The organism is Bifidobacterium asteroides, assembly GCF_009683175.1.
Taxonomy (GTDB): domain Bacteria; phylum Actinomycetota; class Actinomycetes; order Actinomycetales; family Bifidobacteriaceae; genus Bombiscardovia; species Bombiscardovia asteroides_H.
The window spans coordinates 216679-230879 of the sequence record NZ_WKKW01000003.1 but is presented as its reverse complement, the minus strand read 5'-3'; the positions used below and the strand labels follow the sequence as shown (position 1 = coordinate 230879).

Annotated in this window: 9 protein-coding genes; 4 read left to right on the top strand and 5 right to left on the bottom strand. The window is 65.4% G+C overall.

Annotated features, from left to right (window positions below; translation table 11 throughout):
- The 4 genes from GKC41_RS06215 to GKC41_RS06205 form a co-directional block, all read left to right on the top strand.
- Positions 1 to 789, top strand: a 789-nt coding sequence (locus GKC41_RS06215; protein ID WP_418904393.1) for an RCC1 domain-containing protein, incomplete at its 5' end; no start/stop codon positions are given.
- 486 nt (positions 790 to 1275) lie between these two features.
- Positions 1276 to 1422 (top strand): hypothetical protein, encoded by a 147-nt coding sequence (locus GKC41_RS08715; RefSeq protein ID WP_195760190.1) that lies wholly within the window; start codon positions 1276 to 1278, stop codon positions 1420 to 1422.
- 196 nt (positions 1423 to 1618) lie between these two features.
- Positions 1619 to 5050: an InlB B-repeat-containing protein gene (locus GKC41_RS09025; protein ID WP_324612070.1), complete on the top strand. Its 3432-nt coding sequence runs from the start codon at positions 1619 to 1621 to the stop codon at positions 5048 to 5050.
- 329 nt (positions 5051 to 5379) lie between these two features.
- On the top strand, positions 5380 to 6183 hold the full coding sequence (locus GKC41_RS06205; protein ID WP_154313412.1) for a Bax inhibitor-1/YccA family protein: 804 nt from the start codon (positions 5380 to 5382) through the stop codon (positions 6181 to 6183).
- Positions 6184 to 6232: 49 nt separating this feature from the next.
- Here the strand turns inward: GKC41_RS06205 and acnA are convergent, their stop codons facing one another.
- The 5 genes from acnA to GKC41_RS06180 form a co-directional block, all read right to left on the bottom strand.
- Entirely contained in the window at positions 6233 to 8962 is a 2730-nt protein-coding gene (acnA, locus tag GKC41_RS06200; RefSeq protein WP_154313411.1) for an aconitate hydratase AcnA, read from the bottom strand.
- 110 nt (positions 8963 to 9072) lie between these two features.
- Positions 9073 to 11571, bottom strand: a complete 2499-nt coding sequence (locus tag GKC41_RS06195) for an HAD-IC family P-type ATPase (RefSeq protein ID WP_154313410.1) — start codon at positions 11569 to 11571, stop codon at positions 9073 to 9075.
- Positions 11568 to 12200 carry a substrate-binding domain-containing protein gene (locus tag GKC41_RS06190; protein WP_154313409.1) on the bottom strand — a complete coding sequence of 211 codons (633 nt, stop codon included), beginning with the start codon at positions 12198 to 12200 and terminating at the stop codon, positions 11568 to 11570. Before GKC41_RS06190 ends, GKC41_RS06195 begins: the two co-directional genes overlap by 4 nt.
- A 1-nt stretch (position 12201) precedes the next feature.
- On the bottom strand, positions 12202 to 13488 hold the full coding sequence (locus tag GKC41_RS06185) for a class I SAM-dependent RNA methyltransferase (protein WP_154313452.1): 1287 nt from the start codon (positions 13486 to 13488) through the stop codon (positions 12202 to 12204).
- On the bottom strand, positions 13481 to 14197 hold the full coding sequence (locus GKC41_RS06180; protein ID WP_324612069.1) for a DUF3159 domain-containing protein: 717 nt from the start codon (positions 14195 to 14197) through the stop codon (positions 13481 to 13483). The genes GKC41_RS06185 and GKC41_RS06180 overlap by 8 nt, the downstream gene beginning before the upstream one ends.
- Positions 14198 to 14201 lie beyond the last annotated feature (4 nt).

Below are 14201 nucleotides of genomic sequence, written 5' to 3'. Positions count from 1 at the left end.
GGCAGCGACGGATACACCTACGCCTGGGGATTAAACAACTATGGCCAACTCGGCAACAGCAACACAGCAGATTCGACAGTTCCTGTGCGCGTGCGCGACCCCACCAGCCCCAAGGATGCGAGCAAAGGGCTCAAAGCCACAGCGATCAACGCTGGAGGCGAGCACTCACTAGCTGTAGGCAACAACGGATACGCATACGCCTGGGGATGGAACCTGTATCGCCAGCTCGGCGACGGCACTACCAGCAACTCAAGTGTTCCTGTGCCAGTACGCGACCCCACCAGTCCAGCCGACGCTAGCAAAGGGCTACAAGCCACACGGTTCAGCGTCGGAGACCATCATTCGCTGGCCGTGGGCAGCAACGGGTACGCATACGCCTGGGGAGAAAACAGCTATGGCCAGCTCGGCGACGGCACTACCGACGACTCAAACGTCCCTGTGTCGGTGTTGTTCAACCTGCAGCCGGTGATCACTGCAGCCAGATTCGACACCGACCCAGGTACGAACCTGGCTCCTGTCAGCAACGGTAACAGCGTAACCGTGCTCACACCCGCACACCAGCCAGGTACGGTCACAGTCAGCGTCGACTATGCAATGGGCGGCGCAGGACGCATCCTGACCGACACCTCCCTCAGATACACATACCTGCCTGCAGGCGTGCTCCCTCATGCCGGCGGCGAAGGCATCATCCTCGCCCTGGCCACCGGCATGACCGGCATGGGCGGGGTCCTGGCCTCACGCCGCCATAGGAGAGAAATACGTCAGCTCCTACACACTTCACTCGAGTAAGAAGGCCGGCAGGTGGGTCACAACCCCCATCCACCCGCCTCAAGTGGGGATGCATGTAGGAAAGTGTCGTATAAGGCCCAATCCCCAAGGAGCCGACACTCCTCTTGCGTCCCCACCGCACTTTCACAAGCAGAGATCTGGGCAAGGCGCTCTTATTCCCGCTTCGGGGGAAACGAACACGGCAGGGTCGACCATAGAGTTTGCAACTTAAGCCATCGCTGCCGCTGTCCGTGCTCCCGTTGTCAAACAATGCTGTCAACAACGCTCTCTTTGACCAAGAGAATCATTGATGCCAAGCGGCTGGCTCTGGCTTGTGTGTTGTCTGCTGACCGGGTGGTAGGGTGAAAAGCGGGGGACGTCGAGAAGACGACTGGCTTACGCCATTTGCTCTTGCAATTTGATACGGAGCTAGCGTTGACAGGTAGAAATTTGAATAGGCAGGCGGTTCTGATTCCGCTTGGTGTTTGGTGAAGGGGTTTTGGTTTCATGCATCTGGTTTCCCGTCTGCGTCGCATCATGGCGATGATGACCGTCCTGATCAGCCTGCTGGCAGGCCTGGGCGTCGCATCCGCCAACGCGGATGCTCCTATCCTCACCGGGGGGGGGGGGTCGTCAGACCCCTCGCGTAGCTGAGCAAACCCCCGGCGCTCTCCCCAGCAACGCAACCAACACTCCACTACCCACACCATCACCTATACAGACCACCACACCATTAAGCTCCGCAACACCGAGCCCAAACACCCCGTCATTGACGATGGGAACACCCGGCGGCGCAGACTCTGCTCCAACTAAATCAGCCGAACAAGCAGATAATCAAGCTTCGCACATCGTGCATTTTGACCCAGCCAACGGAAACAAACCCACCCAAGTAACCGTAAAGACCGGGACTCTAGCCGCTCCCACGCAGCACAATCCTCAACGTCCCTGCTTCCGGTTCGACGGGTGGACGCTTGACGGTCGGCCTTTCGACTCCCGGACCCCCATCCTCCAGGACACAACCCTGAAAGCCAAGTGGACCAAGATAACTGACTGGACACTGAGCCCGAACCACGGGCCTGCCTCCGGCGCCCGACTGACCATCAACCCGCCAGACAGGAGGGAGCCTCAGTTCGCCAGCATCCAAACTTCAGAAGACCAAATTGTCAGTCTGACAGGCGACGGCCGCATCTACACATGGACACAAGACGGCACACCCAAACAAGTCCCTCCCCCCACTCAGGCTCCCGACGGGTTCCACTACCTGCAGGTTTCAGCCGGCAGCCACCGGCAGGCCGCCTTGGGATCCGACCAGCAGATATACACCTGGGCCAGCGGACAATCAACCCCCATCATCCTCAAGACCAGTCAGAACACCCAGTTCACCAGCATCAGCCTGAACGATGACCTTCTGCTGGCGGTGGACCGGCAGGGACAGGTCCACACCTTCCAAGACAGCCAGAACCCGAAGCCCGACGAGCAGGAAACAACCAGACTGCCCGGAAAGGCGCAGGCCGTCACCGCCGTCACCGCCGCCAGCCGAATCCTCGCCCTGGATTCCGACGGGCAGGCATGGGCCTGGGACGCAGGCAAGACCGGAAGCGCCAAACCCGAACGCGTCAAGCAGGATCCGCGCACGCACACCGTCCAAGCGCAACCCCTCAGCAGAGGCTTTCTCCTACTGGATTCAAAGGGACGAGCCCGGTACCTAGCCGACAGCACAACCAGTCCCACAGCCGCCGGTCTGCCGGACGGCGTGCAAGCCAGCAGAATCACCGCCAACAATGACCAGGCCATCATCACTGATACGGACGGCCACGTCTGGGCCTGGAAGCCCGGCAAGGCACCCATCCGCGCAGATAAGGGGGAACAGGCCTACGTGCAGGCCGCAACTGCCGGCAGCAGAATCACCGCCAACGACAAGCTGGGCGGCATATTCACGTGGAGCCTGGACGAGCAGGGCAAGGGGGGCAAACCCGATAGGATCTACACCAGCACCGCGCCCATCCTGGAAACAGCCAGCATGGACGGCCAGCCGCTCAGACTAATCAAGAACAACGGCTCCTGGCAGGCTGACATGCCCGCCCGCAAGCCGGGGCCAGCCGCCATTCTCATCGCCGGCAGGCAGGACGGCCAGCCCTTCACCAAGAGCCTTAAGTACACGGTCGACCAGCCGCTGACACGAGGCACGGAACCAAGATCCACGCTCACGGTCCGATTCAACACGGGCGGAGGAAAACCCGAACCAGCAGACCAGCATTTCCCCACCACCAACGGCAGGGTGAAGCGGCCCTCCCCCGACCCTACGCGCCAAGGCTTCCTGTTCGACGGATGGTTCACCGGCGAGGTCGCCTACGATTTCAGCAGGCCCGTCACCAGGGACCTGACCCTGACCGCCAAGTGGACGCCGGCAAGCCGGAACAGCTCGTGGAGCATCAGCCCTAATAAGGGTAGCCAGCTGGGCAGGGAACCCACGACCATCACCCCGCCAGACAGCGCCAGCCAGGGCATCAGGTTCAGCCAAGTCAGCGGATCACAAGCAGGAATTTCTTCTTTGGCGGTGAGCAGTGATGGGAATGCCTATGCCTGGGGATACAACAACTGGGGCCAGCTCGGCGACGGGACGTACACCGACCGGTCTACGCCGGTCATGGTGAAAAAGCCTGACCGCAACACGTACCCGGACCTGCCCAAGGATTTCACCTACCTGCAGGTCAGCGCCGGAGGCTATCATTCCCTGGCCCTGGGCAGCGACGGGAACGCCTACGCCTGGGGAAACAGCGGGTATGGCCAGCTCGGCGACGCGGGCAGCTATCGGCATGCGCCGGTCAGGGTGAAGATGCCTGACCGCAACACGTACCCGGACCTGCCCAAGGATTTCACCTACCTGCAGGTCAGCGCCGGAGGCTATCATTCCCTGGCCCTGGGCAGCGACGGGAACGCCTACGCCTGGGGAAACAGCGGGTATGGCCAGCTCGGCGACGCGGGCAGCTATCGGCATGCGCCGGTCAGGGTGAAGATGCCTGACCGCAACACGTACCCGGACCTGCCCAAGGATTTCACCTACCTGCAGGTCAGCGCCGGAGACCAGCATTCCCTGGCCCTGGGCAGCGACGGCAACGTTTACGCCTGGGGAGACAACGGCGATGGCCAGCTCGGCGACGGGACGGTCTCCTTCGTCGGCCGGCATACGCCAGTCAGGGTGAAGACACCCGACCGCAACACGTACCCGGACCTGCCCAAGGACTTCACCTACCTGCAGGTCAGCGCCGGATGGAGTTATTCGCTGGCCCTGGGCAGCGACGGCAACGCCTACGCCTGGGGATACAACGACCGGGGCCAGCTCGGCGACGGGACAACCGGCACCAGCCGGTCTACGCCGGTCATGGTGAGGACGCCCGACCGCAGCACGTACCCGGACCTGCCAAAGGATTTCACCTACCTGCAGGTCAGCGCCGGATGCCAGCATTCGCTGGCCCTGGGCAGCGACGGCAACGCCTACGCCTGGGGATTCAACAGCAACGGCGAGCTCGGCGACAGGACAACCACCGACCGGCATACGCCAGTCAGGGTGAAGACGCCCGACCGCAACACGTACCCGGACCTGCCAAAGGATTTCACCTACCTGCAGGTCAGCGCCGGATACGAGGATTCGCTGGCCCTGGGCAGCGACGGATACGCCTACGCCTGGGGAGACAACTACTATGGTAACCTCGGCAACAACACCGCCAGCGGGCACAGTGACGCGAATCCTGTTCCTATGCGCGTGCGCGACCCCGCCAACCCCACCGACAAGAGCAGAGGACTGAGAGCTGCACAGGTAAGCGCAGGACTCTATTATTCGCTGGCCGTGGGCAGCGACGGGACCGCTTACGCCTGGGGATCGAACAGCAAAGGCCAGCTCGGCAACAACAGCTATAGCAATTCGACTGTTCCTGTGCCGGTGGTGTTCAACCTGCAGCTGGTGATCACCGGCGTCAGATTCGACAGCAATGCCGGCACGAACCTGACGCGCGGCGATAGTAATAGCGTGACCGTGCTCACGCCCGCGCACCGGCCGGGCACGGTCACGGTCAGCGTGGACTACACGCTGGGCGGCGCAGGAAGCACGCTGACCGACACCTCCCTCAGATACACGTACCTGCCTGCAGGCGTGCTCCCAAGGGCCGGTGGGGAAGGCATCCTGCTCGCCCTGACCACAGGCATGACCGGCATGGGCGGGGTCCTGGCCTCACGCCGCCACAGGCGAGAACAACACCAACTGTCACATGCTTCGCACGAGTAAGAGCGGCCGGGCGGCGTATCAATCCCCCCACCCCCGGCCCACATAGGGGGAGCAGGGAGGACAAGTGCCACTTAAAGGCTCAAACCCCAAGAGAGCCGACATTTCCCTCCCGCGCCCCCACCACACTCCGTCCACCCTTCCAAGGGCTGGACGGCATATCAGGAGAGGGGCAACCGCCATGGCGGGATGTGGGCATGCAACCACCCCGCCATGGCGGCCATCCCCGCCTGATTCCAACCAGAGCAAACACCTGTTATATGGCCGAACCGGCCATGTAGAATTGAACAAGACGACCATCCCGCCACAGGCGGGAAGACAAGGAGGAGCAGATGGCTTTCAACGGGAATCCGCGGCCGCAGGCCCCATACGGTCAGTACGCGCAGCAGCCGATGCCGACCATGCAGGGTGGTGAGCCCTACGGCATGGGTTCGCCCATCGACACCAACGCAGCATACAGCTTTGAAAAGGCGGAGCGGGTCTCCATGTCCCGCGCCTATGCGGAGATGGCCGTCGGTCTGCTGGTCACCGCCCTGACGGCCTACCTGACCGCCCGCACCGGACTGCTCCTGGCCTTCATGCAGGCCACGGGCGCCCTGGGCTGGATCGGCATGGCCGTGGTCCAGGTGGCCTTCGCCATGATTCTGAGCGTCCGGGTTATGCGCATGCGCACCTCCACCGCCCGGGTCATGTTCTACATCTATGCGGCCCTGATGGGCTTCACCCTGAGCACCATCTTCATAACCTACTCACTGCCGTCCATCATGCTGACCCTGGTGATCAGCGCGGGCTTCTTCTTCGTCCTCAGCATGCTGGGGCTGACCACGCGGCGCAACATGCTGGGCATGGGGTCCATCTTCATGGCCGGCCTGCTCATGCTGATCCTGGTCGAGGTGGTCATGCTCTTCGTAGCCCCCTCCGACACGGCCCTGCGCGTGGTCTCGGCCATCGGCATCATCCTCTTCGCCGGGCTGACCATGTATGACGCCCAGCAGACCAGGGTCATCTTCGCCACCTACCGCAGCCAGGGGCCGGAGGCCATCAAGCGGGTCTCCATCCTCTGCGCCCTCAACCTCTACCTGGACTTCGTCAACCTCTTCCTCTACATCCTGAATCTGGTCGGCGACCGCAACTGATATAAGAAATCCCCGCCCCTGGCATCGGGGGGCGGGGATTTTTGTATCTTCAGGCCTCCTGGCCGGCCCTGGACAGCAGCCCACGCAGCATGTACTGCAGGATGCCGCCGTTGCGGTAGTACTCAGCCTCGCCAGGGGTGTCGATGCGCACCTTGGCCGCAAACTCAACCCTGCTGCCGTCGGGCCGCTGGGCCCGCACCTGGACCTGCTCGGGCAGGGAGCTGTTCAAGGCGTCGACGCCAACCAGGTCGTAGGTCTCCTGGCCGTCCAGCCCCAGGCTCTGGGCCGACTGACCCGCTGGGAACTCCAGCGGCAGCACGCCCATGCCGATCAGGTTGCTGCGGTGGATGCGCTCGAAGGACCTGGCGATGACGGCCCGCACGCCCAGCATCCGGGTGCCCTTGGCCGCCCAGTCCCTGGAGGAGCCCGTCCCGTACTCGCTGCCGGCCAGCACCACCAGGGGCGTGCCCTGCCTGGCGTAGTCCTGCGCCGCCTCGAAGATGGTCGTCTCCTGGCCGTTCAGGAAGTCGTAGGTGAACCCTCCCGGCCGCACATCCAGCCCCACCGAGGCCAGCAGCTGGTTGCGCAGGCGGATGTTGCCGAAGGTGCCCCGGACCATGACCTCGTGGTTGCCGCGCCGGGAGCCGTAGGAGTTGAAGTCCCTGGGGGCTATGCCGTGCTCCTGCAGGTAGCGGCCGGCCGGCGCGTCGGCCTTGATGGCTCCTGCGGGCGAGATGTGGTCGGTGGTGACCGAATCCCCCAGCAATGCCAGCACCCGGGCCCCGTGGATGTCCTCCAGGGGGTCGGGCTGGGCCTTCATGCCGTCGAAGAAGGTCTGGCGACGGATGTAGGTGGAATCCTGATCCCAGTGGAAGAGCTCGCCCTCCGGCACCTCCAGCTTCCGCCAGCGATCATCCCCGCCGAAGACGTCCGCATAGTCGCGCAGGTACATGTCCCGGTCCAGGGCAGTGCCCACCACGGACTCGATGGCCTCCTGGGAGGGCCAGATGTCCGCCAGCATGACAGGCTTGCCCTGGCTGTCCCGGCCCAGGGGGTCGCTCCAGGGGTCGAAGTCCATGGTGCCGGCCAGGGCGTAGGCCACCACCAGGGGCGGCGAGGCCAGGTAGTTCATCTTCACGTCCGGGCTGATGCGCCCCTCGAAGTTCCTGTTGCCCGAGAGCACGGCCGTCACCGTCAGGTCATGATCGGCGATGGCCTGGTGGATGGCCGGGTCCAGGGGGCCGGAGTTGCCGATGCAGGTGGTGCAGCCGTAGCCGACCAGCTCGAAGCCCAGGGCGTCCAGGTCCTTGCTCAGGCCGGTCCTGTTCAGGTAGTCCGTCACCACCTGGGAGCCTGGAGCCAGCGAGGTCTTGACCCAGGGCTTGGGCTTGAGGCCCCGGGCGCGCGCCTGGCGGGCCAGCAGACCGGCGGCCACCATGACCGAGGGGTTGGAGGTGTTGGTGCAGGAGGTGATGGCCGCGATGACCACATCCCCATCCCGCAGGCTGAACTCGCTGCCGTCGGCCTTCTTGACCGGCACAGCCTCGCCCTTGTCCTTCTCCTGGTCGCTGTAATCCTTGAGGTCCCGTTGGTAGGTCTTCTGGGCCTGGTCCAACAGGATGCGGTCCTGGGGCCGCCGGGGGCCGGCGATGGAGGGCCGCACCGTAGACAGGTCCAGCTCCAGCACCTGCGAATATTCGGGTTCGGGGCAGTCGGCATCCTCCGGGTCCATCCACAGGCCGTTGGCCTTGGCATAAGCCTCCACCAGGTGCACATGATCGTCGCTGCGGCCGGTCAGACGCAGGTAGTCCAGGGTGATTCGGTCGATGGGGAAGATGGCGCAGGTGGAGCCGAACTCAGGGCTCATGTTGCCCAGGGTGGCACGATTGGCCAGGGGAACCTGGGCCAGACCCTTGCCGTGGAACTCCACGAACCGGCCCACCACGCCCACCTCGCGCAGCATCTGGGTCACGGTCAGCACCACATCGGTGGCGGTGACCCCCTCGGGAATGGATCCGGTCAATTTGAAGCCCAAGACCTGGGGCACCAGCATGGAGATGGGCTGGCCCAGCATGGCCGCCTCGGCCTCGATGCCGCCCACGCCCCAGCCCAGCACGCCTAGGCCGTTGACCATGGTGGTGTGGGAGTCGGTGCCCACACAGGAATCCGGATAGACCAGGGCCGGCCCCTCCCCCTGGGTCCTGTCCCTGCGCATGACCACCTGGGCCAGGTACTCCAGGTTGACCTGGTGGATGATGCCGGTGCCCGGGGGCACCACGCGGAAGTTTTGGAAGGCCTGCTGGCTCCATCGCAGGAAGCGGTAGCGCTCACTGTTGCGCTGGTATTCCATGTCCATGTTGTGTTCCAGGGCGCCGGGCACGCCCGAGCTGTCCACCTGGACGGAGTGGTCGATGACCATCTGTGCGGGGATGAGCGGGTTGACCAGGGAGGGGTCGTCGCCCAGGGCCTTGACGGCATCGCGCATGGTGGCCAGGTCGACCATGCAGGGCACGCCGGTGAAGTCCTGCATGAGCACCCGGGCGGGGCTGAACTGGATCTCCCTGTCGGGCTGGGCCTTGGGGTCCCAGTTCAGCAGTTGATCCAGCTGGTCCCGGGTCACCGTGGTCCCGTTCTGGTGCCGCAGCAGATTCTCGGCCAGGATGCGCAGGCTGTAGGGCAGGTGGTCGATGCCCGGCAGGTCGCTGATCCGGTAGTATTCGAACTCCTCGGAGCCCACCTTGAGCTTGGAACGACCGGCATCTTGTGCGGATTCTGACATGCACCACCCCTTCCTTGGACGCTCGGGCCCTGCCCTGGCGCCCATGTGGACCGGCGGCGGGAGGACCCCAGGCCGTCAGTGACGCTTATCTGTGCTTGTGAGGTTCATTCTTAGCGCCCATGTGTTACCTGACGGATGTAACGTGCGCATGCCGGATAGCCCAGGACGGCCAGGACCATGAGCAGGGCTCCCACCAGGGCGAAGGCCACGGTGGCGACCAGGGCCGGACCGGTGGGCAGGCTGATGGCGAAGAACTGCGCCACCATGGGGATGAGTGCCCCGATCACCCCGGCTGCGCCGAAGAAGAGGACCAGCAGGCCCCTCCAGGAGCGCAGGGGCCGAGCCACCTGGGTCAGGACCAGCACGCCCATGCAGAAGAGGACGATGGCGCAGACCGACCGCCAGCGCCCCAGGTCCCCGGGCCGGGCCAGATCCAGACCCAGCAGGCCGGGCAGGCTCCAGGCCGCCGCCAGCACAATCAAAGCCGTGGCGATGCCCGAGGGCAGGGCGAAGGTGACCACACGCTTGAGGAAGCCGGGCCGGTAGCGCCTGGTGTTGGGGGCCAGGGCCAGGAAGAAGGCCGGCGTGCCGATGGTCAGGGCGCCGATGTAGGTGATATGCCGGGGCAGGTAGGGGAAGGGGATGCCGGTCAGGACCACGCCCAGGGAGATCAGGGCCGAGTAGACGGTCTTGACCAGGAAGAGGCCGGCCACACGCTCCATGTTGGCCATGACCTGCCGGCCACGGGCCACCACGTCGGGCAGGTGGGAGAAGCGCGAATCCACCAGGACCAGCTGGGCCACGGCCTTGGTGGCGGCCGCCGCATTGCCCATGGCGATGCCCAGGTCAGCCTCCTTCAGGGCCAGGGAGTCGTTGACCCCGTCGCCGGTCATGGCCACCGTGTGACCCTTCAGGTGCAGGGCCTGGACGATGGCCTTCTTCTGGTCGGGCAGGACCCGGCCCAGCACGTCCACGTCCTCCAGGACATCGGCCAGGGCTGCCGTGTCCTTGGGCAGCTTACGGGCATCCATGGCCCTGGGCGCCCGGTCGCCGGTCAGGCCCACCTTGTTGGCGATGGCCGCCACCGTGGCCGGGTTGTCGCCCGAGATGACCCGGCAGCGCACGCCCTGCTGGCGGAACCAGGCCAGGGTCTCGGCGGCGTCGTCGCGGATGTGCTCCGAGCAGGTGATCAGGGCCAGGGGCTTCAGGTTCCCGGGCAGGTCGGGGCTGCTGGTGAAGTAGTCAGGCTGGTCGGTGCCCGGGTACTCATCGGGAGCGGCCAGCATCAGCACCCGGTAGCCACGGTCGGCCAGGTCGGCCACCTGCTGGTCCACCTGGGACCAGCTGCCCGCCTGGGATGCCAGGAGCACCTCCGGGGCGCCGAAGTACCAGATTTTGCCGGACTGGTCGGCCACAGCGCTCCACTTGCGGGCCGAAGAGAAGGGCAGGCGGCTGACGGCCCTGCCCGGGTGTAGGTCGTCCATCCCCTTGAGGATGGCTCGGCCGGTGGCGTTGGGGCTCTCCTCCGCGCAGACGTCCACCAGGGCCTGCCGGAGCTGCTGTGCCGGGATGTCCTCGGCCAGTTGGTGCAGGTCGTCATAGACGATGCCCCCGTCGGTGATTGTGCCGGTCTTGTCCAGGTTCAAGGCGTCCACCCGGGCCAGGGTTTCCACGGACTCCATCTGCTGGACCAAAGTTTGATGCCGGGCCAGGCGGATGGCGGCCAGGGCGAAGTTCAGGGAGGTCAAGAGGACCAGACCCTCGGGGATCATGCCCACGACCCCGGCCACGGCGGACACCACGGCCTGCCGCCAGGCTCCGGTGGCCAGGGCAGTCTGGAAGCCGCCCACGGTCCGCATCTGCGTGAAGATGAGCAGCAGGCAGAGGGGAATGACTACCACGGTCATGACCTTGAGGATGGTGTTGATGCCCTCGTTCAGGTCGGAGCGGACCTTCTTGTAGACCTTGGCCTTGGCCGTCAGCGTGGCGGCGTAGGAGTCGGCGCCCACGGCAGTCACCTGGGCCAGGGCCATGCCCGAGACGGCCGTGGAGCCCGAGTAGACCTGGTCCCCTGGCTTGTGCTTGACCGTGCGCGATTCGCCGGTCAGCATGGACTCGTCCAGCTCCAGGCCGTAGGTGTCGATGATCTGCGCATCGGCGGGCACTTGGTCCCCGGAGCGGATCCAGAGCAGGTCCCCCTTGACGATGGCATCGTGAGGCACGGTCAGGTTGCGCCCATCCCTGCGCACCGTGTAGTCGGAGGCCACCAGGATGGACAGCCCGTCCAGGGTGTGCTTGGCCTTGAGCTCGGTGGCCACGCCGATGCCGGTGTTGATGATGATGATCAGGCCGAAGACCGCGTCCTTCCACTGCCCGGTCAGCAGGACCACCACCATGGCGGTCAGGATGATTCCGTTGAAGAGGGTGAAGACGTTGTCGCGGATGATCTGACCCAGGCTGCGGGAGGTTTGGTCCTGGGAGACGTTGACCAGGCCCTGGGCCTTCAGCCGCTCCACCTCCTGGGAGCTCAGCCCCGGCCGGTCGGTGTCCGGAAAGCCTGTGCCCGCTGCTGTGCCCGTGGTCGGCTCTTGATCACTGCCTGTGCTCATCCTTGGCCCCCCTCTCTGTCGGCGCTCAGGCGCACGGCCATAATCCTTGCATGCGGTCCGTCGTCCACAATGGTCTGCAGGGCGTCGGCCAGCAGGGGCGCGTGTGGATCCCCGGCAGGATCCACCGGGTGGACTGTAGCCGCATAGTAGAGCCTACCTGGGTCAGGAATCCAAGCCTTGGCGCTTTGAGCGAACTCTACCACAGGAATGCCCGCCTTCCGGGCTGCCTTCAGGGCCGGGGTCCAGTCGCCGGCTCCGGGTTGTCGGATCAGAATCAGGCTGACACCCCGGTTGATGGCATCCTGCACCCCATCCTGCTGATCGCTGGTGGACTGCGCTGAGGAGAAATAGCCCTTCATCCTCTCCGCCTTCAATGATGCCAGGATACGGCTGTCCAGACCGGCATCCGGGTCCTTGCCGCCCTTCTGCGGGCAGCCGATCAAAGCCACGAGCGTATCGGAGCGATCCACGCCGTCGTGGGGCACGGTGCCCTCATGCCAGGAGTCGCCCACGGCCCTGTCCTTGGGGGCGCAGCCGGTCAGCGTGGGCAGGCCTGCCAGCAGGGCGACCGCCAGCAACAGACCCGCCAGCCGCCTGACCACTGCCAAGACCCGCCCGGCGCGGCTCATGTCAGCGCTGCCTTCCCGCCGTGCGGGTGAAGACCGCCACCGTCTCCACGTGGTGGGTCATGGGGTAGATGTCAAAGGCCTCGAGGTGCTTGGGGCTGTAGCCCAGGGAGATCAGGGTGGCCGTATCCCGGGCCAGGCTGGTCGGGTCGCAGGCCACATAGATGATGGTCCCAGCCCCGCTGGCGGCCAGCAGTCGGCAGACTCGGGCCTTGGCACCGGCCCTGGGCGGATCCAGCAGGACCAGGTCGGGATGGCCCAGCCCCTTGGGCGCACCGCCAGCCAGGACCTTGGCCACGTCCCCTCGACGCAGGGCCACCCGGTCCAGTCCGGCCCGCTTTACGTTGTTTTTCGCACTGGCAATGGCTCCGGCGGACCCTTCCACGGCCAGGAGCCGGGCCCGTCCGTCGGCCAGAGCGGCCAGGGGCAGGGTGAAGAGCCCTGACCCACAGTAGAGGTCCCAGATGACCGGTTCGGCCACCCCGTCCAGGGCCTGCCTGGCCTGGTCCAGGACCGTCTTGGTCAGCACGACCGGTGCCTGACGGTGGACCTGCCAGAATCCGTCAGCCCGGACCTGGTATTCAGGCCCTCCTCCGGCCTCCAGCCGCTCCGTCAGCAGGCGGCTCCCCTTACTCAGGCGACCGTCCACCAGCAGGGCGTAGTTGTCGCCGACCGGTCCCCCGTCGCGCGGCTGGGGCACGGCCAGGCGTATGCGGGCACCGGCGGGCAGGCCGCCCTCCCAGATGCCCAGTTCGTCGGCCATGTCCAGCAGCTCCTGGGTGGCCAGGGGCATGGTCTGAATCGGCAGACGGTCATGCGAACCCCGCCGACGCATGGAGGGGCAGCCCTGATCGTCGGCCACCAACTCGATTCGGGTCCTCCAGTGCAGGCCGCCCAGCTCCTCATCGCCCGGAATCCGGGCCACCGGCACCTGGACGTCCACCCCGCCCAGACGGGCCATCTGCTGACCGATCAGATCGGCCTTCCAAGCTAGCTGACCGGGCAGGCTGACGTGAATCAGATCGGCCCCACCCAGGCCACCACCCCAGGCCAAGGGTCCAGCCAGCGGCCAGACGGGTTGGCGGCGGTCAGGACTGGCCTCAAGCACCTGGGTGACCTCGCCCGTGGCGAATCTGCCGGCCCGGCCGTGAGGTTCGTCCAGGAGGACCTCCACCAGCTCCCCGGGCAGGGCGAAGCGGACGAAGACCACCCGGCCGTCCTCCAGGTGGCTCACGCAACGGCCCTGGTCGGCATAGCGTTCGATGCGCAGACGAACCCTGGTCTCAGTCATGATCGGCATGAACCTCCTGGTCGGCCTGAACCTGGTCAGCCTGAACCTGGTCAGCCTGGCGACGATGGTAGGGCCCGCCGATCAGCAGCCAGCTGATCCAGATGCCCAGGGCAAACAGGGGCAGGCCCAGAATCAGGCGTGCAGCGCCCAGAAACCCAACGAAACCGGCCAGGTAGAGCGGCACCTGAACCAGCAGGCGCAGCGCGAAGACGGCGATCCAGACCAGGGTGGCCTGGGTATAGGCCCGGACCAGGTCCGGTTCACTGCGCCAGGAGTCCAGCCACTGTCTCCACCCGGAGACCACAGGCCGGCGCAGGTACTCCACCAGCAGGCCGATACCGGGCATCCGTGCCAGCAGCGATGCCCCAAGAACGATGATCCAGAATCCGTTGGTCAAAAATCCTGGCAGATAATAGTTGCGGGCATCCCGGGTCAGCCATGCGGCCACCAGGCAGATGCCCACCGAAAGCAGTCCGGTCAGCGCACCCAGAAAGGACTGCCGCTGGACCAGACGAATCATCAGCTGCACCAGGGCCAGGGCCGCCGAAACCGCCACGGTCAGCCCCAGACGGCCGGTCACCAGAAAGACAACCAGAAATACCAGCCCTGGCAGCAGGGACTCGACGATCCCTCGCCATCCGCCGATGGCCTCCATGACGGAGAAATCGTCGTCGGCCAGCGCTGCCAGCCCGGAATGCTTTTGCTTCACAGCC

Bases quoted from the DNA above. Each gene is read 5' to 3' on its own strand.
- GKC41_RS08715 (WP_195760190.1), top strand. From the start codon at position 1,276: ATGCATCTGGTTTCCCGTCTGCGTCGCATCATGGCGATGATGACCGTC.
- GKC41_RS06205 (WP_154313412.1), top strand. From the start codon at position 5,380: ATGGCTTTCAACGGGAATCCGCGGCCGCAGGCCCCATACGGTCAGTAC.
- acnA (WP_154313411.1), bottom strand. From the start codon at position 8,962: ATGTCAGAATCCGCACAAGATGCCGGTCGTTCCAAGCTCAAGGTGGGC.
- GKC41_RS06195 (WP_154313410.1), bottom strand. From the start codon at position 11,571: ATGAGCACAGGCAGTGATCAAGAGCCGACCACGGGCACAGCAGCGGGC.
- GKC41_RS06190 (WP_154313409.1), bottom strand. From the start codon at position 12,200: ATGAGCCGCGCCGGGCGGGTCTTGGCAGTGGTCAGGCGGCTGGCGGGT.
- GKC41_RS06185 (WP_154313452.1), bottom strand. From the start codon at position 13,488: ATGACTGAGACCAGGGTTCGTCTGCGCATCGAACGCTATGCCGACCAG.